A 21,546-nucleotide genomic window follows, 5' to 3' on the forward strand; every position below is an offset into this window, starting at 1 on the left:
TCTCACCAGCCCAGTTCGTCGGCGGTCCGCTCGGCGATCGCCGGGGAGCAGGTCATGCCGCGCCCGCCGGGCCCGGTGACCAGCCACACCCCGTCGCGCACCTGCTGCCGGTGCACCACGCGGGACGGGTCGGTGCACTGCGCGTACACCCCCGCCCAGCGGCGGCGGATCTTCGGCAGCGGGCGGCCGAGCAGGGACTCCACGACCCCGGTGAGGTGGTCGTAGGGGTCCTCGACGGTGTCGAAGGCGAACGGGTGCTCGTACTCGTGGGTGTCGCCGATGGTCAGCCCGCCGTCGGCGCGCTGCACCATGAGCAGCTGCATCCGGTGCGCGGCGGCGGTCTCGGGCTGCGGCTGCGCCGCGTTGAGCGCGTCCAGCGCGCCGGAGGCGTACGCCGGGTAGTAGCGGAAGCTGTCGGCGTCCGCGACCGAGGTGGTCAGCGGCTCGCCCAGCGGGTCGGTCTGCATCATCTGCAGCCGCACCCGCCGCACCGGCAGGTCGGGCCCGGCCAGCTCGCGCACCAGCCCGCCGAGCCAGGCGCCCGTGCACAGCACCACCGCGTCGGCGTGGTGCACGTCGCCGTGGTCGTCGCGGACCGCGCCCGCGCCGACGACCTCGCGGACCTCGCGGCCGGGCAGGAAGGTGTAGTTCGGGCGCCCGAGCAGTGCGGCGCGCAGGGCGAGCTGCGCGGTGCGCGGCTCGACGGCGGCGTCCCGCTCGCAGTACAGGGCCGCGTCGAACTCCCCGCGCAGGGCGGGGTTGAGGGCACGGGCCTCGGCCGGGGTCAGCAGCTTGTGGCCGCGGGCGGCGGCGTCCGGGCGGGCGACCGCGGCCTCGGCGACGGCCCGTTCCAGCTCGCCGCGCACGGGGGTGAGGGAGCCGTTGGCGCGGAAGCCCAGCGCGGGCACCCGGGCGCCGATCTCCTCCCACAGCTCACGGGCCCGCAGCGCGGTCTCCAGCTCCTCGCCGGAGGCCCGGCCGCTCACCCAGATCTGGCCGAAATTGCGCAGCGACGCGCCGCGCGCCTCGGCCTCGCGTTCGATCTGTACGACCTCGTGGCCGCGTTCCACTGCTTGCCAGGCGTGCATGGTGCCCACCACGCCGGCTCCGACGACTGTCACTTTCACGACGGCAACGCTCCTCGCGTACGGAGAACCGGAAGAGTCCGGCTGACAACGAGAGCCTGAACGAGCCATCACGATTGGGCTAGACCCGTTACCTTTTCGTGATCTCAGTCCCGGGCGGGAGTGGCCTTTCTCTCAGCGAGCGGAGGCGGGGGTACGTCAGGTTTCAGCCACGCAGATGGGCGGTGAAGGAGAAGCGGTCGCCCCGGTACAGGCTGCGTACCCGCTCCAGCGGCCTGCCCTCGGTGTCCCGCGAGGCGCGGTGGATCAGCAGCATCGGCAGCGCGGGCGGAGTGCCGATGAGCAGCGCCTCGCGCGGGGTGGCGAGTACGGTCTCGATGCGTTCGTCGGCGTCGCCGAAGGCCAGACCGAGGCCGCGCAGATAGGCGTAGAAGGAGGAGTCGGGGTCGAAGTCGGCGTCCAGCCGGGGCACCCGGGCGACGGCCACGTAGGTGCTCTCCAGGCCGACCCGCTCGTCGTCCGCGAGCAGCACCCGCTCCAGGTGCCAGACGGGCTCGCCCCGGCTGAGCCCGGTCTCCTCGGCGAGCGCGTCCGGGCACGGGAAGCGGTCCAGACAGACGAGGGTGCGGCCGGGGGTACGGCCCTGCCGCCGCACGCCCTCGGTGTAGCTGGCCAGCGACAGCGGCTGCTCCAGCTTGGGCCCGGCGACGACGGTGCCCCGGCCCCGGCGGCGGAGCTTGCCCTCCAGCACCAGTTCGCGCAGCGCCTGCCGCACGGTCTCGCGGGCGACGCCGTACTCCTCGGACAGATCGCGCTCGGTGGGGATGGGGCTGCCCTCCCCCAGTTCGCCGACGAGGCGGTCGATCCTCGCCTTCACCGCGTAGTACTTGGGAATCCGGCCGTGCTCCGGGATGCCGGAGCGGACCGGGGCGCCGGGGGCCTGGTCGTTCGGGTAGTCCACCCGGGGATCGTCGCAGACCGGGGGCGGGAGGCTCCACTCACGGGCGCGGCGGGGGCGGGCTTCGGCCACGGCCGCCCGGCTCCGGGTGCGCCGGGGGCCGGTCACGGGGGACTCGGCACCGACCCGCGCGCGACTCGGGGTAGGTCCCGGGTGCTTAAGGGGGGCGCTCATGCGCGCGTCGGGGGCCGGTCACGTGGATGTCGGCGCGCGTCCCCCCCTCACCCCTCCCCCCGTCCGAAGACCGGCGCCAGCAGCAGTTGTGCCGCGCCCTCCGCGACGGTCCGGGCGCCGCCCGGCACGGCCAGGACCGGCACCGCCTCGCCCGGCACGCCCTCGCGCGCCGCCCGCGCGGCCACCCGCTCCCCCACCCCGGCGGCGAACACCCCGGGCGCCCCCGCGACCGTACGGCCGCCGAGCAGCACCCGGTCGATGTCCAGCAGCCCCACGAGGTTGGCGGCCCCCACGCCCAGCACCCGCGCGGCCTCCTCGACGTCCCCGCGTTCCACGGCCGCCAGGCACAGCGCCTCCAGGCACCCCCGGTCACCGCATCCGCACGGCGGTCCGTCGAGCTGGATCACCTGGTGGCCGAACTCCCCGGCCCCGGTCCGCGCCCCCCGGTGCACGGTCCCGCCGATCACCAGTCCCGCGCCCAGTCCTGTACCGAGATGGACGTAGGCGAAGGAGCCGCCGCCGTCCTCGGCGGCGGTGAGCGCGAGGCCCAGGGCGGCCGCGTTGGTGTCCTTGTCGACCACGACGGGCACGCCGAGCCGCCGGACGAGCGCGTCGCGCAGCGGGAAGCCGTCCCACTGCGGGAACCCGGTGACCCGGTGCAGCACCCCGCGCCGGTGGTCGAGCGGCCCGGGCAGCGCGACCCCGACGCCCACCAGCGTCGCGGCGGACGCCGCCCGCGCGGAGTCCGCCCCGAGCACCTGGCCCACCAGCGCCTCGGCCTGCGCGGCCACCGCCTCGACGACGGCCTGAGCCCCCGCCGCCGTCTCCAGGTCCAGGGGCCGCAGCCGCTCCCCGACCACCGTGCCGTTCAGATCGACCAGGACGGCCCGCACCTCGTCGCGGTCCACGTGCACGCCCACCGAGTGCCCGGCCTCCGGGACCAGCCGCAGCACCGTGCGCGGCTTGCCCCCGGTGGAGGCCCGGCGGCCCGCCTCCGCGGCGAGCCCGCGCTCCCGCAGCCGTGCGGTGATCTTGCTGACGGCCTGCGGGGTGAGCCCGGTGCGCTCGGCCAGCTCCAGCCGGCTGATCCCGTCGGCCCCCGCCCGGCGCAGCAGATCGAGCACCAGCGCGGCGTTGTGACTGCGCAGCCCGAGCAGGTTCACGCCGGAGGGACCGCCGGGCAGCCGCGCGGCGCCACCCGGCGCCCCGGAGACGCCTCCGGCCGCCGAACTCACCGCTTGCGCCCTCTCCGCCCCGCCGCCGGACCCGGCCTCGGCCGTCACCGCGCCCACCCCGCCTTCCGCACCGCTCCACCACTCCTCACCGCGCCCACCGGCGCGTTCACGCGCCCGCGCCGCGACCCACGCCTCTCATTCTCTCCCGCGCTTGCACTTTGGCAACAGCGTTGCGAAAGTGGGAGGCATGACTGGCCCCATGACCGGCACCGCGCCCGGTGCCCCCCTCCGCGTCGGCCTGATCGGCTACGGCCTCGCCGGCTCCGTCTTCCACGCCCCGCTGATCGCCGCGACCGAGGGCCTGGTCCTCGACACGGTCGTCACCTCGAACGAGGAGCGGCAGGCCGAGGCCCGCGCGGAGTTCCCGGACGTCCGCACGGTCGCCGGCGCCGACGAGCTGTTCGCCCGCGCCGACGACCTCGACCTCGTCGTCATCGCCTCCCCGAACAAGACGCACGTCCCGCTCGCCACCACGGCGCTGAAGGCGGGCCTGCCGGTGGTCGTGGACAAGCCGCTGGCCGGCACGGCGGCCGAGGCGCGCACCCTCGCGGACCTCGCCGAGGAGCGCGGGCTGCTGCTGTCCGTCTTCCAGAACCGCCGCTGGGACAACGACTTCCTGACCCTGCGCGAGCTGATCGCGCAGGGCGCGCTCGGCGACGTCTGGCGGTTCGAGTCCCGGTTCGAGCGGTGGCGGCCGCGGCCGAAGGGCGGCTGGCGCGAGTCGGGCGACCCGGCGGAGATCGGCGGTCTGCTCTACGACCTCGGCAGCCATGTCGTCGACCAGGCCCTGGTCCTGTTCGGCCCGGTCACCCAGGTGTACGCCGAGGCGGTGGTGCGCCGCGCGGGCGCGGAGGCCGACGACGACACGTTCCTCGCGCTCACCCACGCGAACGGCGTCCGCTCCCACCTGTACGTCTCCGCGACGACCGCCCAACTCGGCCCGCGCTTCCGCGTGCTGGGCTCGGAGGCGGGCTACGTCAAGTACGGCCTCGACCCGCAGGAGGCGGCCCTGCGCAAGGGGCGCCGGCCCGGAACCGAGGGCGACGCCTGGGGCCGGGAGGAGGAGTCGCTGTGGGGCCGCGTGGGCGCGGGCCAGTCGCCGGCGACCGGCGGCGGCAGCCCCGTACCGACCCTGCCCGGCGACTACCCGGCGTACTACGCCGCCGTGGCCGCCGCCCTGCGCGAGGGCGCGCCGAACCCGGTGACCGCCCGCGAGGCGGCCGCCGCGCTGGACGTCCTGGAGGCGGCCCGCCGCTCGGCCCGCGACGGTGTGACGGTGACGCTGTGACGGACCCCAGGACCGACGCCGTGCCGGACACCCGGACCGATACCCGGACCGGTACCGAGCCCGATACCCGGAACGCTCCCACGGTCGAGGAGCTGGAGGAGCAGCAGCGCCGCCTGGTCCTGCCGCGCTTCACCCACGACGACGCGTGGGCGCTCGGCTCGCTGCTGGTGGAGCTGGCGCGGCAGCGGCGGGCGCCCGTCGCCGTCGACATCCACCGCGCCGGCCAGCAGCTCTTCCACGCGGCCCTGCCCGGCTCCACCCCGGACAACGACGCCTGGATCGCCCGCAAACGCCGGGTGGTGGAGCGCTACGGCGCCGCCTCCTACCTGGTCGGCGCCCGCTTCCGGGCCAAGGGCACGACGTTCGAGGACTCCTCCCGCCTGGACCCCGACGTCTACGCGGCGCACGGCGGCTCCTTCCCGATCACGGTCGAGGGGGCCGGCGTGATCGGCGCGGTGACGGTGTCGGGCCTGCCCCAGGTGGAGGACCACCGGCTGGTGGTGGAGGCGCTGGAGCGGTTCCTGGCGAAGTAGTCCGGGCGCGGCGGCCGGAAATACCGTCGCCGCCCCTCCGGTTGGGGTTGGCTGTAGGCGCGGCGATCATGCGCGCGACCACGGCAACCCCGCCCGGAGGGATGGAACCGATGAGCGACACGGCAGCCCCGCTGAAGGAGACGGTCGGCCGGTACGGCGTCTGGAGCGTCGGCCTGCGCGCGGAGGAGCCCGAGCTGCGCGGCGAGATCGCCGAGGCCGCCGCCGAGTTGGAGGAGCTGGGCTACGGCGCGGCCTGGCTCGGCGGCAGCAGCGCACCCCGGCACGCGCTCCCGCTGCTGGAAGCCACGTCCACGCTGACCGTCGGCACCAGCATCCAGAGCATCTGGCAGTACGACGCCGAGGAGAGCGCCGCCGCCTTCGGCGAGGTGGAGGCGGCCCACCCGGGCCGGTTCGTGCTCGGACTCGGGGTGAGCCACGCCAAGCTGGCCGAGCAGTACCGCCGCCCGTACTCGGCGCTGGTCGCCTATCTCGACGCGCTGGACGCCGCGAAGGCGCCGGCCGGGCGGCGGGTGCTGGCCGCGCTCGGCCCGAAGACGCTGGAGCTGTCCCGGGACCGGGCGGCGGGCGCGATCCCGTACCTGGTCACGCCCGAGCACACGGCCCGCGCCCGCGAGATCCTCGGCGAAGCGCCGCTGCTGGCACCGGAGTTCAAGGTCGTCCTGGACGAGAACCCGGAGACCGCCCGGACGACCGCCCGCGGCTATCTGGCGATGTACCTGGCGCTGCCGAACTACACCAACAACTTCCTGCGCCTGGGCTTCACCGAGGACGACGTACGGGACGGCGGCAGCGACCGCCTGGTGGACGCGGTGTTCGCCTGGGGCGACGAGGCCCGCATCCGCGCGCGCATCGAGGAGTTCCGCACGGCGGGCGCGGACCACGTGGCCCTCCAGGTGGTCACGGGCGACGAGAACCGCAACGCGCTCCCGAGGGCGGAGTGGCGCAGGCTCGCCTCGCTCCTCGGCTGAGCACGAGCAGGGGCGGCTGCCAAGAACCCGGCGGCCCGAAGAAGGGGCGCGGGGAGCGGCGCGACCGGCCACGGCGGCGAAACACCCGCCGAACTCCCCGCACCTCCCGCCCCGGTGGGCGAGGGGCGCGGGGAACGGCGCGCCCAGCCACAACGGCGAAGCACCCACCGAACTCCCCGCACCCCCACCCCGGTAGGCGAGGGGCGCGGGGAACGGCGCGCCCGGCCACAACGCACCCGCAGCCGCACCCGCACGCCCGAGAGCGCACCGCCCTCCCCCGCCCCCAGCGGAGCGCCTACGCCTCCTTCAGTTCCTGCCGCTGCCGCCCCAACCCCTCGATCTCCAGCTCCACCACGTCCCCCGACCGCAGATACGGCTTCGGCTCGGGCTGCCCCATGGCGACCCCGGCCGGCGTCCCGGTGTTGATGACGTCACCCGGGTACAGCGTCATGAACCGGCTGACGTAGCGGACGACTTCGGCGACCGGGAAGATCTGCTCGGCGGTGGTCCCGTCCTGCCGCAGCCGGCCGTTGACCCACAGTTTCAGCGACAGGTTCTGCGGGTCGGGCACCTCGTCGGCCGTGACGAGCCAGGGTCCGAGCGGGTTGAACGTCTCGCAGTTCTTGCCCTTGTCCCAGGTGCCGCCCCGCTCGATCTGGAACTCGCGCTCGGACACGTCGTGCGCGACGGCGTACCCGGCGATGTGCGCGAGGGCGTCCTCGTCGGTCTCCAGGTAGCGGGCGGTGCGCCCGATGACGACCGCCAGCTCCACCTCCCAGTCCGTCTTCACGGACCCGCGCGGCACGAGCACCGTGTCGTCCGGCCCGACCACGGTGTCCGCCGCCTTGAGGAAGACCACCGGCTCGGCGGGCGGCTCGGCCCCCGTCTCGCGGGCGTGGTCGTGGTAGTTCAGCCCGATGCACACGACCTTGCCGATCCTCCCGACCGGCGGCCCGATCCGCAGCCCGTCCGCGTCCAGCGCGGGCAGCTCCCCGGCGTCGGCGGCGGCCCGGACCCGGCCGAGCGCGGCGGCGTCCGCGAGCAGCGCGCCGTCGATGTCGGCGACGACGCCGGACAGGTCGCGCAGCGTCCCGTCGCCGTCCAGCAGCGCGGGCCGCTCCGCCCCGGCCGTACCGACTCGCAGCAGCTTCATGGTCCCAACTCCCTTGTCAGCGGGCAGCCCACCGGCCGGCGCGGCCTGGGTGCGGCGGCCGCGGCGGACGGAGGACTTGTCCGATCGTCCAATCCCGCGGTCCACTCCGCAAGACCCGGTTCACGTACTGGACCGTAGGCGCGCCGGCCGGCGGGCGCCCGCCGCGCGCTCAGCGCGTCAGCAGCGCCCGTTCGACGGCGGTCCACGCGGTGCTGGTCACCACGTACAGCGCGGCGGCCAGCGGGACGACGGCCACGGTGACGAGAGTGCCGAAGGACAGGAACGGCGCCACCTTGCCGACGGCGGCGAGCCCGGGCACCGGCTTGCCGCCGCCGAGGGCGGCACCGCCGGTGTCACCGCCCGCGGCGGCGCGCCGGGCCCGCAGGAAACTGAACGTGGCGACGGCGGCCACGACCGCGAACAGCCCGACGTACACGATCCCGGCCGCCCCGAACACCCCGCCGTCGGCGAGCGCGTCGGACCACCGCCCGCCGAGCGGCGCGGCGAACAGCCGGTGCGAGAGCAGCCCGTTGCCGTCGCCGCCGATGGCCGTGCTGGAGAACAGGTGGTAGAGCAGGAAGAACGCGGGCAGCTGGAGCAGGTTGGGCAGGCATCCCGACAGCGGGGACACCTTCTCCTCGGCGTGCAGTTCGACCAGCGCCTTCTGCAGCCGGCCGGGGTTCTTGGCGTGCTTCTCGCGCAGCTCGGCGATCCGGGGCCGCAGCGCCGCCTGCGCCTTCTGGCCGCGGACGGCGGCCCGGGAGAGCGGATGGACGAGCAGCCGTACGCACGCGGTGAACAGCACGATGGCCGCGGCGGCCGAGGACGCGTGGAACACGGGCTGGAGCAGCTCGGCGAGCTGCTCGACGAGCCGGGCGAAGAAGGGGAAGACGGACATGGGTGAGCCCTCCGGGGGTCTCGTCGCGATGCGGACATGGCGGCGTGACGACCCGTGCGGGGCAGACGGCGGTACCAGAGACCGGGAACCAGAAGCCGGAGCCGGAACCAGAAGCCGGAGCCGGAGCCGGAGCCGGAAGACGGAGCCGGAGCCGGAGCCGGAAGACGGAACCAGAAGCCGGAACCGGAAGATCCCCGGAAGGAACTCGGAAGAACTCAGAAGGAAGAAGGAAAGGCGCGCCGATGCCCTACGCGACGACGGTCGTCGTGCGGGCGGCCCCGGGGGCTCGGGGCCGGCGCCGCCCCGCGGCGTCGGGGTCCCGTTGCGGCAGGAAGGCCGTCCGCAGATCCCGGTCGCGGATGGCCGTACGCACCCGGGTGGGCGGCACGGCGGGCGCGCAGCGCGCGAGCAGCAGCGCGCAGACGACGAGGGCCGAGGCGGCGGTGGTCGCGGTCGCGGCGAGCGCGACGGCGGCGTGCAGGCCGCCCGCGTCGAGCAGGGCGAGCTGGAGGAGGACGAGCGAGAGCAGGAGCAGCGCGGCGGCGGGGCGTGCCCCGGCCCGGTGACGGATCACGGCCGACTCCCCCTCTCTCACGCGAACGCTCTCGGTCTCAGTCTCCCTCTCTTATACAGGCTTCTCCGCGGCATCGGGCCCGCGGGGTGACGTCCGTCATGTCCCGAGCCAGGCGAGGGCGGCGACGGCCAGGGCGCTGACGCCGGTGTCCAGGGTGGGCTGGACGACGGGGGCGAAGTAGGGGCTGTGGTTGACGGGGATGTCCTGGTCGACGGTGCCGGCGGCGGCGGCCTCGGCGTACCGGGCGGGGTCGATGCCGCCGATGGCCCAGTAGGTGAACGGCGCCCCGAACGCCTGCGGGATCTTGCTCATGTCCTCGCTTGCGGTGTGCAGGGGCACGGTGTGCGCGTCGTCGCCGAAGTGGGCGGCGAAGGCCTCGGCGACGCGGCGGGTGGTGGCGTCGTCGTTGACCGTGGGCGGGAAGGTGGCGATGCGCTCGAACTCGGGTTCCTCGGGCGAGCCGGAGGCCTGGCACTCGGCCCGGACGATGCGTTCGACCGCGTGCAGCACCTGGGCGCGGGTGGAGTCGTCGTAGGTGCGGATGTTGAGCTGGAGGACGGCGCTGTCGGGGATGACGTTGGGGCTGGAACCGGCGTGGATGCTGCCGACGGTGACGACGGCGGGGGTGGTGGCGGCCAGTTCGCGCGCGACGACGGTCTGGAGGCGTACGACGATCATCGCGGCCATCACCACGGGGTCGACGGCGTTCTGCGGGGAGGAGCCGTGGGCGCTGCGTCCGTGGACGGTGACGCGCAGGCTGTCGGCGGCGGACAGGAACGGCCCGGAGCGGGTGCCGACGTATCCGGCGGGCAACGGCAGGACGTGCTGGGCGAGGACGACGTCGGGCGTGGGCGCCCGGGAGGTCAGCCCGTCGTCGATCATGGCGTCGGCGCCGTCGCCCTTCTCCTCGGAGGGCTGGAACAGCGCGACGAAGGTGCCGCGCCAGGCGTCCTTCGCCCGGGCGAGGAGCCGGGCGCAGCCGATCAGGCAGGTGACGTGCAGGTCGTGGCCGCAGGCGTGCATCACCGGCTGCTCGGCGCCGTCGTCGCCGGGGGCGGTGACGGTGGAGGCGTAGGGCAGACCGGTCCGCTCGCGCACCGGGAGGGCGTCCATGTCGGCGCGGGCCATGACGACCGGCCCGTCGCCGTTGGCCAGCACGGCGACCACGCCGGTCCCGCCGACGCCTTCGGTGACCTGGTAGCCGGCCGCGCGCAGGGCCTCGGCCGCCTTGCCGGCCGTACGGTGCTCGCGCAGCCCGAGTTCGGGATGCCGGTGCAGGTCCCGGTAGAGGTCCTCCAGCTCGGCACGGACGCCGTCGAGGCCGGCGAGCACGGGGTGGGGGCGGTCGGGGCGGTGGGGCATGGCGACTCCGTGGTGGTGGGGTGCTCGGAACCACGGCTCCGGCGGCTCCGAAGGCCGCGGTCGTGGTGCTCGGGCCCACGGCCCCCGTGGGCTCCGAAGGCCGCGGTCGTGGTGCTGGGAACCACGGCCCCCGTGGGCTCCGAAGGCCGCGGTGCCGGCGCTCGGAACCACGGCCTCGGCGGCCCGGGACGCGGGAACCGCACGGCACGCTGAGGGGCCACGGCGGACCTGGACCGAGCGTAACCGCTCCCCACGGCCGGGCAATCCGGGACGACGACCTTCCCCTTGCCCTGGGCAATCCGGAGACGGCCTTCACTCACCCCAGGCAATCCGGAGACGGCCTTCACTCACCCCAGGCAATCCGGGGATGGCCGCCCCTCTCTCTGGGCGATCCGAGGGGGCCTTCACTCGCCCTGGGCGATCGGAGACGGCCTTCCCCTCACCCCGGACCCTCCACCCCCTTCTGGCCTGCCGCCCCCTGGTAAACCGCCCGCGCCTCTGGCCTGCCTCCTGCGCCCCTGGCCTACCGCCCACACCCCTGGCCTACCGCCCGCCCCCGGCCAGCGGATACCTCCTTTTTGTCACCGACCGGCGCTACGGTGTCCCCCATGCGCCCCGACACGCCCGCCCACGCCGCCGCGAACGCCAACGTCGACCACGCCGCCGAGGCGGCCCGCCTGGAGCGGACCGCCGGCCTGTACCCGGAGGACGCCGAGGCTCTCCTCGTCCAGGCCGCCGCCCACCTGGAACTGTCCGGCGACCGCCCGGCCGCGGCGGCGCTCTACGACCGCCTGCTCGCCTCCCCCGAGCCGCTGGAGAACGCCGCGCTGGTCCGCGCCTTGAAGGCGGCCAACCTCTGGGAGTTCGGCCACGAGGCCGAGGCGAGGGCGATCATCGAGGGCATCCGCACCACCGCCCCGCGCGATCCGGCGCCCTGGGTGATCATCGCGGAGTCCCTGGAGACCCACGACGAACTGGAGCAGGCGCACAAGACGTTCACGGAGGCGGTGGACCTGCTGCTCACCGACGTCCCGGAACCGCCGTACGCCACGCACCCCCTCCTGTACGGCCGCCACCGCGTCCGCCGGATGCTGGGCGCGGCCCACGACGACTGGGACACCCTGGCCGACGCGCTGCACTCGGCCCCGGTCTCCCTGGACGAACTGCACGACCCGAAGCGGGTGTGGTCCCTCGGCTCGGAGAACCCGGCGGAGCTGAGGGCGGAGATCACGCGCCTGAACGCGGAACTGGGCGCCTACCGCGAGGCCCTGTCCCGCCCGTTCCCGGTGGCGGTCCTGCACTGGCCGGCGCCCGAACTGGCCGAGCTCCTCGCGGCGTACCCCGACCTCAGCACGGAGTACCCGACCCACGAGACCCACCTCGCGACGATAGAGGCGTCGCTACGGGAACTGTCCGCCTCCGGCACCCCGAACCTGGGCATCGTCACCGGCACGGTCCCCTCCTACGAGGCCTTCGCCGCCTCGGAGGCCACATCCCCCTCGGACCCGACCCTCCTCCCCCAGTACGCGACGACCCTGGCAGCCCGCGGCCGAGCGGTGGCCTGGCCTCCGCAGCGGGCGGAGGAGTGCTGGTGCGGCTCGGGAACGGCGTACGGCGAGTGCCACGGCACGGACTGACATACCGGAGGCAACCATGGTGCCTGTCAGCCGCCATCCGTGCCGACGCGCCCTCGCCTCTGCCCGTACGTTTCGCCCGCCCTCAGCTGGCTTCGGGTCCACCGGCCAAGGGCGGCCTGGATAACCGGCCCGTCTGCGTCAGCGGGCTGGGGCTGTCATGGACAGGCCGCCCACGTCGGCTTGGCGCCGGACTACTCTCTTCGGTGTGTCTGAAGCTCCTGAGTGGAAAGCTCCCGAAGGCTCCTGGGCCTCGTCAGCGGCGCGTCGGCGCAACATGCAAGCGATTCGCAGCCGCGACACGAAGCCCGAGAAGCTGATCCGCCGGCTCGTCCACGCCCAGGGCCTCCGGTACCGGGTGGCCGCCCGCCCACTGCCGAACCTGCGCCGCACAGCAGACATGGTCTTCCGACCGGCCAAGGTCGCTGTCTTTATTGACGGCTGTTACTGGCACGGCTGCCCGGAACACTACGTCCCGCCTAGGACTAATTCTGGCTACTGGTCCGAAAAAGTGGTACGCAACGTACAGCGCGACCGGGACACCGATCAACAACTCCAGGAGGCCGGATGGCTCGTCCTCCGCTTCTGGGAACACGAGCCATCCGAAGTCTGCGCCCAGCAGATCGCAGAATCGGTGGCTGAGCGCCGGCCAAAGCCGCAGAAGCCCTAAACGGGAAACACCATCTGCTCAGAAGACATAGATTCCGTTTCACTGCCGCCGGTGTCCATGATGTACCCCTTGAGCAGCTCGTCGCGAGCCTCCGGACGCAGAACGGCGGCAATAGCCCTTCCTACCGCTTCCGCAACCGGCGGAGGGAAGGCATTGCCGACCTGCCGGTAGCGGGCCGTTTTCTTTCCCTGGAATTTCCAGCCTTCCGGGAACCCTTGGATCATAGCCGCCTGCTGAACCGTCAGCATCGGACCGGCAGGCCTGAACAGATCGCGCTTCGGGTCGCACTCGTGCGGATCATTCGCAACGCCCATCGCGTCTACGCCCAGTGCTGCCCATGCCCGCTTGGCACGGGTGGGCCCCAGGTCCGCGCCACCATGCTTCCGTGACCCTCCTACCAGGGTAGGCGCGATGCCCCTCCCTGCCGCCTTGGCTTTCCGTGCGGCATTTTGCCAGCCCAGGTAGACAGCCTCACCAGTCCGTTCGCCACGCCTGGCACGCTTTCCGTCTTCGTTCTTGTCCCAGAACTCACGGCAGCGCTCCGCCATGCTCTCATCGAGAGTATCGAGCACTGTCGCTTCTTCTTCGTCAATCCTCAGCGGCCACTGAAACTCAAAAGGACTCCCATCCAGGGCATCCTCGTGAATCGCAACCAAAATGGCGCGAGGACGCAACTGGGGAACCCCGAAGAACTTCGCATCCATCCTGCGCCAGACACTGCGCATGACATAGTCCTGCTTCTCTGCGGACCAGTGGTCTTCGATCCTGGGCACTACATACCCATAGGACCGGAGCGTATTAAGAATGTCCCTGCGATAGTCAATGAACACCTCAGGAGGCTCAAGGATACCGCGCACATTCTCGATCATCACAGCCCTGGGCCTTAGGTCAGCAATAATCTTCAGCGCATCCGGGAAAAGATCCCGTTCATCATCTTTGCCCAATCGCTTTCCAGCGAGCGAAAAGGGCGGACACGGCACGCCACCCGCCAGAAGATCAAGCCTGCCAGGCTTGACGGAAAGCTCCTCATGCGTTTCCGATCCCAGAAACTCTTTCACATCCATCGGAGTGAGGCCCTGGGCGCGCTGCTCGCCCCACCCGGGCCAGCCTCCGACGTTCGCCTTCAGGGTCTCCACGGCGTGCGCGTCCCACTCGACGAGAGCCAAGTGATCAAAGCCTGCCGAATGCAGTCCAACAGCTTGCCCGCCTGCCCCCGCACAGATCTCGACGGAGGTCAGTGGCGACGTGAACTGCGGACGCTCGCGGCCGCTGGGGCGCATGGCGCTCCTCCCGGAAGTGACTCAAAACCGACGCCAAGTGTTCCAGAGTCACTGCTCAAACGCAGACTCTCGGTTCCCTTGACCCCAAGAGTCTCCCATTTACCCAGCCTCTCTGGCCCCGCCCGGGACAGCCCGGGGGGGCCAGAGAGCCGGTCGTGGTAGTCAGCGGTTGCTCATGTGCCGCAGCAGCGCCTCCACGTCACTCGGAGCCAGTCCCGCAGCGACTGGCGGCTCCTCCTCAAGGTCCGCGAGCTGCTGCACCGTGGGGTCGTCGAGGATCTTGCCCATGAACTCCAGCTTCTGGTCAAGCCGTATCTCCACGACCTCGTCGATGGTGTCCCGCGCGGCCAGCACTGTGACACGGGTCTCTGTGTCGGGTGCGAGGCCCAGTCGATGGATCCGGTCGAGGCTCTGGAGGAAGCGGCCGGCCATGAAATCCCTGTCCACATAGATCGCGTCGTGGCACACGTGATGGAGGCTGATCCCCTCGCCCAGAGTCGCCGGATTCGAGATCAGCACCATGCAACTGGGGTCTTCCCGGAATCGGCGCAGTTGCTCTTCCCTGTCCGGCGTGCCGCCGTAGACGACCGCCGGGCTGTACTTCTCCAGCATCTGCGCCAAGGTCGTGAGGCTGCGCACGAACGTCGTCCAGACGAGCGTCTTGCGGCCCTGCGCGGCGTTCTCAGCGATGATCGCCAGCGCTTCCTTGTACTTCGGGGACAACTCGTAGTCCGGCAGGTTCTGCATCAGCGAATACAGCGAGCTCCCCGCCGGGATCTCCAGCGGGGGCAGCTGGTAGGCCAGCGGCTCGTACCTGGTGGCGCCCTCCAGCAGCAGGGCTGGACTCGTCGCTGCCATCAGCAGGCGCAATGCGGTCTTGCCGAGTGCGCTGAGATCGTCGCGCGCCGTGCCGTTGGTGATTCCGCCGACCAGGGAGCTGTAGATCTCGGCATGCAGGTCCGGCATTGCCACATAACGCATCCGGAGGGTCATGGGCGGCAGGCCGAGTTCCTGCTTGGTGGTCCGGGTGAACAACGGCCGCAGGACCGTGCTCGCGTAGGCCAGGTCTCCGCCGGCCACCGCCCGGGTCACCGTGCGCTGGCCGTGGCCGGGCCAGACGAAACCCAGGAGGTTCTCCAGGTCCTTGGATCCGTTCGGGGCCGGTGTCCCGGTAAGGATCAGCCGGCGTTTCGCAAGCGGGCCCAGCGACATGCAAGCGGCACCGTACGTACCACGCACCCCGAGTTTCATCCGGTGAGCCTCATCAAGGATGATCATCGAGGGAGCCGACTTCAGCCAGTTCGCAAGCAGGGGCAGCGATCGGTCAAGCCGTTCGTAGTTGACGATGAGAACCTCGGCCCACTCGTCCAGGGAGCCGTCCAGGACATGGGTGCGCAGCGGATAGCTGAAGCAGACGGCGGTCTCGTAACGCCACGATTCGTAGGCCGACTTGGGGCAGACGACCAGCAGCCTGGTAACGGCTCCCTGGGCCCGCTGCGCGGCGTACACGGCGAGCGCCACACGGGTCTTGCCGGCGCCCGGCACGCTGAAGTTGGCCCCGTGCCCGAGCGAGAGCAGCTTGGCCACATCCCGGCGCTGGAAGGCGTTGAGGTCTTCCCTCCAGGTGTCTCCGAGCATGTCCAGCACATCATGAGCGGCGACCTCCCGCGGCGCGCCAGAGCCAGACAGCCGTTCCTCGACCAGTCTGGCGTCCCTGACCACGCCGGACACGAGGTCCAGGAGTTCCGGGGACCAGACGACACCTGCGGAATCCGGCCAGCCGCTGAGGACAGTCAGGTTCGCGAGGAGGTCATCGAGCGCGACCGACGCGGAAAGCGGGCCCAGCTGGCCGCCGGTACGGAACCGGGCGGCCAGCTGGACGAGGTCCTGCCGGTACTGGTCGGTGGTCCGCAGGACCACACGGGTACGCGTGTCATCGAACCCCAGGTTCAGGGACGCCTCCGTCACCGGGTTCCCTCCGCGGTGGCGGCGGCGAGGAGCCAGGAGACACCGTCGCCCGGGTTCGGAATCCCGCGCCCGGCCTGCTGGGCCAGCTTGAGCAGACTGCCCCGCAGCTTGAGCACGGCTTCGTCGAAGGCCTCCTCGTCCAGGCTGTTCGAGGTGCGGGCCTGGACCAGCTCGATGACGCACTGGTCGATGTTGACGCATGCGTCCGCCAGCCGGGCCGGCGCGAGCTGCTTGCGCTTGCGGAGCCGGCGGTCACGGCCGGAACTCTCGATGGCCCGGTCGAAGGCCTCCCGGGCCTGGTCGAGCAGTGCCTGCGCCGAGGCCCTTTCGCTGTCCGGTACCCCCTCCGCCGTACTACGGACCGTCGCCGCCGCCCGGAGGATGCGGTCGTTCAGGGCACGGGCCGCCGATACAGCAGACGAGGCGGCGGGCACTTCCAGCCCCAGGCCGGGGATGGAGACCGACTCGGGCTGGGCGGCCGTCGCACTGTCGGCCAGCTCCGGCGGCAGCTCCTTTTCGAGATACCCCTCCGTCAGGAAGTCCTCGTCGATGTGGCGCACGTCCGTCTTCGAGAAGTTCAGCAGGATCGCCGCCAGCCGGCGTTCCTTCACGATCTCGGCCTGGTCCCGGTCCAGGCCCTCCAGCTTCATGTAAAGGCGCTGGAGTTCCTTGAGGCGCTCCTGCGCCCCTTCCCAGTCGACAAGCCGCAGCGCGACGCCCCCGCCGCTCGCACTGCGGACATTCAGCTCCTCGATCGTGCTGAGGATCCACCGCTCCTGGTGGTACGTCGACGTCCGGATCCGGAACTCCTTGGCGATCTGCTCCGGCGTCCGGCCCAGCGCCGCCTGTTCCTTCATGGCGATCAGCCGGTTGATGTACGAGTAGTCGCGCCGCTGGTCCTGACGCAGCTGGAGCGCCAGCTCCACGGCGTCGATGTCGGCCTGCGTGAACGAGGAAGGGAGCACTCCCACCCTCATCGACTGCCTGCCCAGCTCCCGCAGAGCCACCGCGCGCGTGTTGCCGTTCACCAGCACGCCGTGATGGGTCACCAGCCCCGGGTCGTTCTGGCCGAACTTGTCCAGATCCTCCTTGAGCTTGTCGAAGTCGGGGTCCCGCAGTTCCGGATCAGAGGGCTTGGCCTGGAGCAGACTGCGCAGGTAATCCTGGCCGGCCTCCCCGAAGGGGTCCTCGTCCAGGTTGCGGTCCTGGTCCGGCTTATGGGTGCGCTGGGCGCGAATCCGATGTGTACCCGGGTTGAGATAGAGGTCACTCAGCGGAAGGTCGATCACGTCCACGTGAATCTGCTGCCCGTTCCAGTCGACCGTGACGGTCTCCCGTGTACCCCCGGCGGCCCTGACCTCCTCCAGCCTCCTCTTGATCAGCTGACTGAACTGCTCCGCCCGCGGCGGCGGCGGGAACTCCCGCACCATGTCTTTCCCCGTCCCTTCTGTCGCCGGTCCTGCCAGTTTCCGTTGCCGGTCCTGAATCAGTCGGCCATGTCGCCGATGGCCCGCGCCATCGCGTCACGCGACTCCTGGGGCAGCGTCCGGTAGATGCCCCAGATCTTCTCGAGCGGACTGAACGAGCGCTGGTCCGATCCGATCCACTTGGCGAACAGGCGCCGCTCCAGCGAGGAGAGGTTCTCCACGAGTTCCAGCAGGGCCCCGAGGTCGACCTCGCGGTCGGCTCCGCCGCCGATACCGCACCTCTTGCACTCCGTGACGAGCTGGTATTCGGTCGTGCCGTCGGCGTGGAGCACCTTACGCCTGGAGACGTTGAGCTTGGAAAGTTCCAGACCGCCCCCGTCCTCGTACGCTTCGCCGGCCCCGATCCCGCAGGAGCGGCACAGGTGGTTGTCGCCCTGCAGAACCTTGGCGCGCTGGGCAGCGGTCAGGCCGGACTTGTGCTTCGGCGCCTTCGACTTGCCCGGGATCCAGACGTCGGCGCCCCTGGCGACGAACCGCTGCTCCTGCTGGCGCAGGGAGGGGTCGTCACGGCTCGTGTCAAAGCGCCAGCCGTGATCGCGCAGGTCCCGCTGCCTGCGGTCAATCTGCGCGACGTCCGGGATCGCCTCACGCAGCTGGGCCTTGGTGAAGATGTTCCCCTCACCCACGACAGTAACGAGCCACAGCGCGGCCCGCGCCATGCTGCCGAGCTTCTTGTCCTCAAAGGACGGGAATTCTTCCATTTAGTACCTCCGCGAACTCGTGCCGATGACACGCCATTTATTTCGGAGAGTGCAGCAACTGCGACTGACAGTAGGCGGCACATGGGCTCCGCGTTCCCCCGCTTCCCAGCAGGCTCATCCAGTTTGACACCACGCCACGGACGGAAGTCCAGCCCTTTCCCGGCTTGCCCGGGTAAAGCAATTCCAGCGGGTTGGACTTGCTCGCAGAAGGCAAGTCCAACCCGCTAAGAGAAACCGGTAATTGTGGTGGCAACAACGCCCTCTGAGGCACAATGACCCAGTCACAGGCGGGAGCTGGGGCCAGACTTGCCCCGCTGCGCCGGAACAGCACGGGGAGGGCTGATCGCATGTCATCAGACGTAAGCAGCAGGGTCTGGCCTGCCTGGCTGGACCCCGGGAAGGCAATCCCCGGCAACGTGCCGCCCAGAAAGCGCCAACTCGCTTTGGCACTGCGTTCGTTGTGCCGACTGCTGAGATCCCAGGAGCCGGACGGACCGGGAGGAAACCCGCCCAAACAGGCCGAGGCGGCAAGACGGCTGAACTGCTCGGCAGACATGTTGTCGCGTTACCTGAACGAGACCAGGGTTCCCAGCCGGGAATTCGTTGAGCGCCTGTACGGGGAGGCTTCCGCTGACGCCGCCGCCAGCGGCCAGGACACCGGAATGACCCGCGAAGCGCTGCTGACCCTGCATTCCAGTGCCGCAGCGGAGCGGCGAAGCTGCAAGCACTGTTCGGAGCTGAGCGAACGCATCGACTCGCTGATGCGGCAGCTCAACGCCCCCTGCCCGGCCTGCGTAGCCCACCAGGCGGAGCGGGATGCCTATCAGCTGCGGCGGAAGCGGGACACAGCCCGGTTGCGGTCGGCCAGACGGAAGGCCGCAAGACTGCACGCAGCAGTCGAGGCCATGAGGGCAGAGACCAAGGGGGACGGCCGCGCGCTGGCGGCTGAAGCCGGCCCGGAAGAACGTCCGGCGGCGGCGCGTACAAACAGGGCTCTGCTGCCGGTCCCCCATCAGCACAGGGACCGGCAGCAGAGCATGAAAGACATGTCGGCGGCACGGCAGCTAGTGGCGCAGGCCAGGGAGCTGGACGGCGAGGGGAGGGAGGATCTCGCGTTCACCCTGCTTCGGCAGAGCACGACAGAACTGCTGACTCCGGCTGAGACCGCGCAGGTCGTGGTCGAGCTGAGGCAGTGTGAGCGCGACCGCCTGGCCAATGATCTGATCCACGTCTTCGGCCGGGACCAGGCCAAGCAGGACGTCATGACGGTGGCTCTGGTCCTGCACGAGAAGGGTGCGACAGATGACGCCGGCGCCATCCTGCGAGCGGCGCTCGGGTAGTGCGCCGGCACTGCCCTGCCCCGAGGCAGCCGCCCGTGTCCCGCATGACAGGGAAAGGGGTTATGCCGCCGTGCAGTTGGCACTTCACATCCCTCGTGTCGCCTTCGAATCCCTCGTGTCGCCTTCGAAACACGGAGCAGCACTGCCGCCCCTTTCACCCCTTTCTGGCCGATGCGACGGGTGCAGGCCGGGGTGCCGGGATCCCTACCACCCCGGCACCCCGGCGCCCCGGCTCGCCGAGTGTGAGCCGGGGCGGTGCAGGCGGGGGCAGTCGAGGGCGTCAGCCGAACATGCCCGGCTCGTAGTCGCCCGCCGGCTGCTGGATGATGACGTTCACTCGGTTGTAGGCGTTGATGAGGGCGATCAGGGAGACCAGGGCGGCCAGTTGGTCCTCGTCGTAGTGCTTCGCGGCGTTCTCCCAGGTCTCGTCCGGGACGCCGCCCGCCGCGTCCGCGATGCGGGTGCCCTGTTCGACCAGTTCCAGGGCCGCGCGCTCGGCGTCCGTGAAGACCTTCGCCTCCCGCCACGCGGCCACCAGGTGCAGACGCTGGGCGGTCTCGCCGGCGTGTGCGGCGTCCTTGGTGTGCATGTCGGTGCAGAAGCCGCAGCCGTTGATCTGGCTGGCGCGGATCTTCACCAGTTCCTGCGTCGCGGCCGGCAGTCCCGAGTCCGAGAGGACCTTGCCCGCGGAGTTGATGTAGCGGAGGAACTTGGCGGCGACGGCGTTCTCGAAGTAGTTGATGCGGGGTTCCATCGTGGGCTCCTCGTCCGTGCTGCGTCGTGGTTGCACAGATACAACGGAGCCCGGCGTCCTTGTGTGACAGCGGCGAGGGGACCCGTGGGTGTGACCTGAGTCTCATGGGGGCGAGCCTCGGAGTCGGGTTCGCAGGGGCGGGCGTCGGGCGGGTCCTTGTGCGGGTTAGCCTCGCTTTGTTCGGCTTCTGTTCGGTGTCTGCGGGAGGCAAATGATGGCGAAGGTTCCTACGGCAGTGGTCGCCGCGAGCGGGCTCGTCGGTGGGTACGGCGTGGCGCGCTGGACCAAGAAGCGGCAGCTGGGCGGGGCCGTGCTGGCCGTCGCCGGGGCCGCCGCCGCGCAGCAGTGGCGCCGCCAGGCGGGCGGCAAGGCGGCCGGCGCGCTCACCGCCGCCTACGTCGCCGCGTTCGCCGGGTCGCACCCGCTGGCCAAGAAGGTCGGCGCCTGGCCGTCCGTGTTCGGCGTCGCCGGGGCCGTCGCCCTCGCCTCCTGGGCGGTCGCCGACCGACGCGCCGCGTGAGCCACCACCGGCGTCGGTGATCCCGATCAATCCTCGATGGCCGGGGACCGGTGACGGGTGGCCAATGACCGATGACCGACAACTGGTGACCAGCAACTGGTGACCGGCGACAGGTGACCAACAACTGGTGACCGGCGACCGGTGAGCGGTCGACCATCGGTAGTCCGGAACCGGTAGCCGGGGTCCGGTCGCCGAGGGCCAGTCCGCCCGGGGCCGGTCGCCGACGGGCGCGGTGGTCGGTCCGCCCGCGTCGGTGCCGTCGCCGTCCGCGGCGGAAAACCGGGCGACGGTGATCACCGCCGTACCCGATCATTTGTTCATGCCCCTGCGAGACACCCTTGCCCGAGTCGACGCGGACCTGGCCGCCGGTCGGGTGCCCGTCGCGCGTCAGCGTCTGCGCGGGCTGGTGTCGTCCTTCCCCGACGACCTGGCGCTCCGCCGGCGTCTGGCCGAGGTGTACCGCCTGTACGGGGACCCCGCGGAGGCCGGGCGCTGGATGTACCTCGATGAGGACCGGGACGCGGCCGAGACCGCCGCCTTCGAGGCGCGGTACGACACGGCCCCGAAGCGCATGCGGGCGCTCGCCTGGCAGGGTCCGGAGTCGCTCGCCGGGACCGCCTTCGCCCGGGAGCGACTGGCCGCGGTACGGGCAGAGTGCTCCGAGGCCATGGGGCGTCCCGTCGACTGGGACGCGCCTCCCTCCGCCGGGGCGGCGGACGGCCGCGGGAAGAGCGCCTTCCGTGACGTCCTGACAGGGGTCAGGTTTCTGGCGGTGATCCTCGCGGTCGTCGTGTTCTTCGCGATCTGGGTGAACGGACTCGTCGCCCTCTTCGAGTGACTCGGCCGGTCCGGGGCCGGCGGGGGGCCCCGCCCAGCCCGCCACGGGTACCCGCGCCCCCGGGCTGGAATCAAATCCGGCCGGCACTGCCGACCCCACTGCCCC

At 71.5% G+C, this 21,546-nt stretch carries 20 protein-coding genes; 8 read left to right on the plus strand and 12 right to left on the minus strand.

Annotation, left to right across the window (positions count from 1 at the left end; genetic code table 11):
- Positions 1-2: 2 nt before the first annotated feature.
- The 3 genes from K7787_RS16005 to K7787_RS16015 form a co-directional block, all read right to left on the minus strand.
- On the minus strand, positions 3-1,127 hold the full coding sequence (locus K7787_RS16005) for a TIGR03364 family FAD-dependent oxidoreductase (RefSeq protein ID WP_223001814.1): 1,125 nt from the start codon (positions 1,125-1,127) through the stop codon (positions 3-5).
- 163 nt (positions 1,128-1,290) lie between these two features.
- On the minus strand, positions 1,291-2,046 hold the full coding sequence (locus K7787_RS16010) for a GntR family transcriptional regulator (RefSeq protein ID WP_009188796.1): 756 nt from the start codon (positions 2,044-2,046) through the stop codon (positions 1,291-1,293).
- Between the two features lie 218 nt (positions 2,047-2,264).
- On the minus strand, positions 2,265-3,452 hold the full coding sequence (locus K7787_RS16015) for an ROK family transcriptional regulator (protein WP_372456649.1): 1,188 nt from the start codon (positions 3,450-3,452) through the stop codon (positions 2,265-2,267).
- A gap of 199 nt (positions 3,453-3,651) precedes the next feature.
- Between K7787_RS16015 and K7787_RS16020 the strand changes: the two genes are divergently transcribed.
- From K7787_RS16020 to K7787_RS16030, 3 genes are all read left to right on the plus strand, one after another.
- Complete coding sequence (locus K7787_RS16020) at positions 3,652-4,740, plus strand: Gfo/Idh/MocA family oxidoreductase (RefSeq protein ID WP_223001832.1); 1,089 nt, start codon at positions 3,652-3,654, stop codon at positions 4,738-4,740.
- 92 nt (positions 4,741-4,832) lie between these two features.
- Complete coding sequence (locus tag K7787_RS16025; protein WP_009188799.1) at positions 4,833-5,273, plus strand: heme-degrading domain-containing protein; 441 nt, start codon at positions 4,833-4,835, stop codon at positions 5,271-5,273.
- 110 nt (positions 5,274-5,383) lie between these two features.
- Positions 5,384-6,262: an LLM class F420-dependent oxidoreductase gene (locus K7787_RS16030; RefSeq protein ID WP_223001815.1), complete on the plus strand. Its 879-nt coding sequence runs from the start codon at positions 5,384-5,386 to the stop codon at positions 6,260-6,262.
- Between the two features lie 295 nt (positions 6,263-6,557).
- On the opposite strand, the gene K7787_RS16035 is transcribed toward K7787_RS16030, so the two are convergent.
- The 4 genes from K7787_RS16035 to K7787_RS16050 all read right to left on the minus strand — a co-directional run bounded on the left by K7787_RS16035 (position 6,558) and on the right by K7787_RS16050 (position 10,249).
- Positions 6,558-7,415, minus strand: coding sequence for a fumarylacetoacetate hydrolase family protein (locus tag K7787_RS16035; protein ID WP_009188801.1), 858 nt, complete (start codon positions 7,413-7,415; stop codon positions 6,558-6,560).
- 169 nt (positions 7,416-7,584) lie between these two features.
- Positions 7,585-8,313, minus strand: a complete 729-nt coding sequence (locus K7787_RS16040) for a YidC/Oxa1 family membrane protein insertase (protein WP_223001816.1) — start codon at positions 8,311-8,313, stop codon at positions 7,585-7,587.
- A 247-nt stretch (positions 8,314-8,560) separates the two neighbouring features.
- Complete coding sequence (locus K7787_RS16045) at positions 8,561-8,887, minus strand: DUF6412 domain-containing protein (RefSeq protein WP_223001817.1); 327 nt, start codon at positions 8,885-8,887, stop codon at positions 8,561-8,563.
- A 96-nt stretch (positions 8,888-8,983) separates the two neighbouring features.
- On the minus strand, positions 8,984-10,249 hold the full coding sequence (locus tag K7787_RS16050) for an amidohydrolase (RefSeq protein ID WP_223001818.1): 1,266 nt from the start codon (positions 10,247-10,249) through the stop codon (positions 8,984-8,986).
- Between the two features lie 608 nt (positions 10,250-10,857).
- Here K7787_RS16050 and K7787_RS16055 point away from each other — a divergent pair.
- Both K7787_RS16055 and K7787_RS16060 read left to right on the plus strand, forming a co-directional pair.
- Complete coding sequence (locus tag K7787_RS16055) at positions 10,858-11,886, plus strand: SEC-C metal-binding domain-containing protein (protein ID WP_223001819.1); 1,029 nt, start codon at positions 10,858-10,860, stop codon at positions 11,884-11,886.
- Positions 11,887-12,091: 205 nt separating this feature from the next.
- On the plus strand, positions 12,092-12,553 hold the full coding sequence (locus K7787_RS16060; protein ID WP_308036371.1) for a very short patch repair endonuclease: 462 nt from the start codon (positions 12,092-12,094) through the stop codon (positions 12,551-12,553).
- Here K7787_RS16060 and K7787_RS16065 read toward each other — a convergent pair.
- From K7787_RS16065 to K7787_RS16080, 4 genes are all read right to left on the minus strand, one after another.
- On the minus strand, positions 12,550-13,833 hold the full coding sequence (locus tag K7787_RS16065; protein WP_223001820.1) for a DNA cytosine methyltransferase: 1,284 nt from the start codon (positions 13,831-13,833) through the stop codon (positions 12,550-12,552). The two genes, K7787_RS16060 and K7787_RS16065, sit on opposite strands and share 4 nt — an antisense overlap.
- A 162-nt stretch (positions 13,834-13,995) precedes the next feature.
- Positions 13,996-15,801, minus strand: a complete 1,806-nt coding sequence (locus K7787_RS16070) for a DEAD/DEAH box helicase (protein WP_223001821.1) — start codon at positions 15,799-15,801, stop codon at positions 13,996-13,998.
- Positions 15,798-17,231: a ParB N-terminal domain-containing protein gene (locus K7787_RS16075; protein WP_164389617.1), complete on the minus strand. Its 1,434-nt coding sequence runs from the start codon at positions 17,229-17,231 to the stop codon at positions 15,798-15,800. Before K7787_RS16075 ends, K7787_RS16070 begins: the two co-directional genes overlap by 4 nt.
- A gap of 56 nt (positions 17,232-17,287) precedes the next feature.
- On the minus strand, positions 17,288-17,989 hold the full coding sequence (locus K7787_RS16080; protein WP_223001822.1) for a KpnI family restriction enzyme N-terminal domain-containing protein: 702 nt from the start codon (positions 17,987-17,989) through the stop codon (positions 17,288-17,290).
- 347 nt (positions 17,990-18,336) lie between these two features.
- Here K7787_RS16080 and K7787_RS16085 point away from each other — a divergent pair, with 347 nt between their 5' ends.
- The gene (locus tag K7787_RS16085) at positions 18,337-19,329 is read left to right on the plus strand and encodes a helix-turn-helix domain-containing protein (protein WP_223001823.1); all 993 of its coding nucleotides are present in this window, start codon (positions 18,337-18,339) and stop codon (positions 19,327-19,329) included.
- A gap of 280 nt (positions 19,330-19,609) precedes the next feature.
- Here the strand turns inward: K7787_RS16085 and K7787_RS16090 are convergent, their stop codons facing one another.
- Complete coding sequence (locus K7787_RS16090; protein WP_009188818.1) at positions 19,610-20,083, minus strand: carboxymuconolactone decarboxylase family protein; 474 nt, start codon at positions 20,081-20,083, stop codon at positions 19,610-19,612.
- Positions 20,084-20,297: 214 nt separating this feature from the next.
- Here K7787_RS16090 and K7787_RS16095 point away from each other — a divergent pair, with 214 nt between their 5' ends.
- Together K7787_RS16095 and K7787_RS16100 are read left to right on the plus strand one after the other, a co-directional pair.
- Positions 20,298-20,603, plus strand: coding sequence for a hypothetical protein (locus tag K7787_RS16095; protein WP_043261747.1), 306 nt, complete (start codon positions 20,298-20,300; stop codon positions 20,601-20,603).
- 319 nt (positions 20,604-20,922) lie between these two features.
- On the plus strand, positions 20,923-21,441 hold the full coding sequence (locus K7787_RS16100) for a DUF6584 family protein (RefSeq protein ID WP_223001824.1): 519 nt from the start codon (positions 20,923-20,925) through the stop codon (positions 21,439-21,441).
- Positions 21,442-21,546: the final 105 nt, after the last annotated feature.

Source organism: Streptomyces sennicomposti (assembly GCF_019890635.1).
GTDB lineage: Bacteria > Actinomycetota > Actinomycetes > Streptomycetales > Streptomycetaceae > Streptomyces > Streptomyces sennicomposti.

Bases quoted from the DNA above. Each gene is read 5' to 3' on its own strand.
- K7787_RS16035 (WP_009188801.1), bottom strand. From the start codon at position 7,415: ATGAAGCTGCTGCGAGTCGGTACGGCCGGGGCGGAGCGGCCCGCGCTG.
- K7787_RS16065 (WP_223001820.1), bottom strand. From the start codon at position 13,833: ATGCGCCCCAGCGGCCGCGAGCGTCCGCAGTTCACGTCGCCACTGACC.
- K7787_RS16030 (WP_223001815.1), top strand. From the start codon at position 5,384: ATGAGCGACACGGCAGCCCCGCTGAAGGAGACGGTCGGCCGGTACGGC.
- K7787_RS16075 (WP_164389617.1), bottom strand. From the start codon at position 17,231: ATGGTGCGGGAGTTCCCGCCGCCGCCGCGGGCGGAGCAGTTCAGTCAG.
- K7787_RS16095 (WP_043261747.1), top strand. From the start codon at position 20,298: ATGGCGAAGGTTCCTACGGCAGTGGTCGCCGCGAGCGGGCTCGTCGGT.
- K7787_RS16085 (WP_223001823.1), top strand. From the start codon at position 18,337: ATGTCATCAGACGTAAGCAGCAGGGTCTGGCCTGCCTGGCTGGACCCC.
- K7787_RS16090 (WP_009188818.1), bottom strand. From the start codon at position 20,083: ATGGAACCCCGCATCAACTACTTCGAGAACGCCGTCGCCGCCAAGTTC.
- K7787_RS16050 (WP_223001818.1), bottom strand. From the start codon at position 10,249: ATGCCCCACCGCCCCGACCGCCCCCACCCCGTGCTCGCCGGCCTCGAC.
- K7787_RS16080 (WP_223001822.1), bottom strand. From the start codon at position 17,989: ATGGAAGAATTCCCGTCCTTTGAGGACAAGAAGCTCGGCAGCATGGCG.
- K7787_RS16100 (WP_223001824.1), top strand. From the start codon at position 20,923: ATGCCCCTGCGAGACACCCTTGCCCGAGTCGACGCGGACCTGGCCGCC.
- K7787_RS16040 (WP_223001816.1), bottom strand. From the start codon at position 8,313: ATGTCCGTCTTCCCCTTCTTCGCCCGGCTCGTCGAGCAGCTCGCCGAG.
- K7787_RS16055 (WP_223001819.1), top strand. From the start codon at position 10,858: ATGCGCCCCGACACGCCCGCCCACGCCGCCGCGAACGCCAACGTCGAC.
- K7787_RS16020 (WP_223001832.1), top strand. From the start codon at position 3,652: ATGACCGGCACCGCGCCCGGTGCCCCCCTCCGCGTCGGCCTGATCGGC.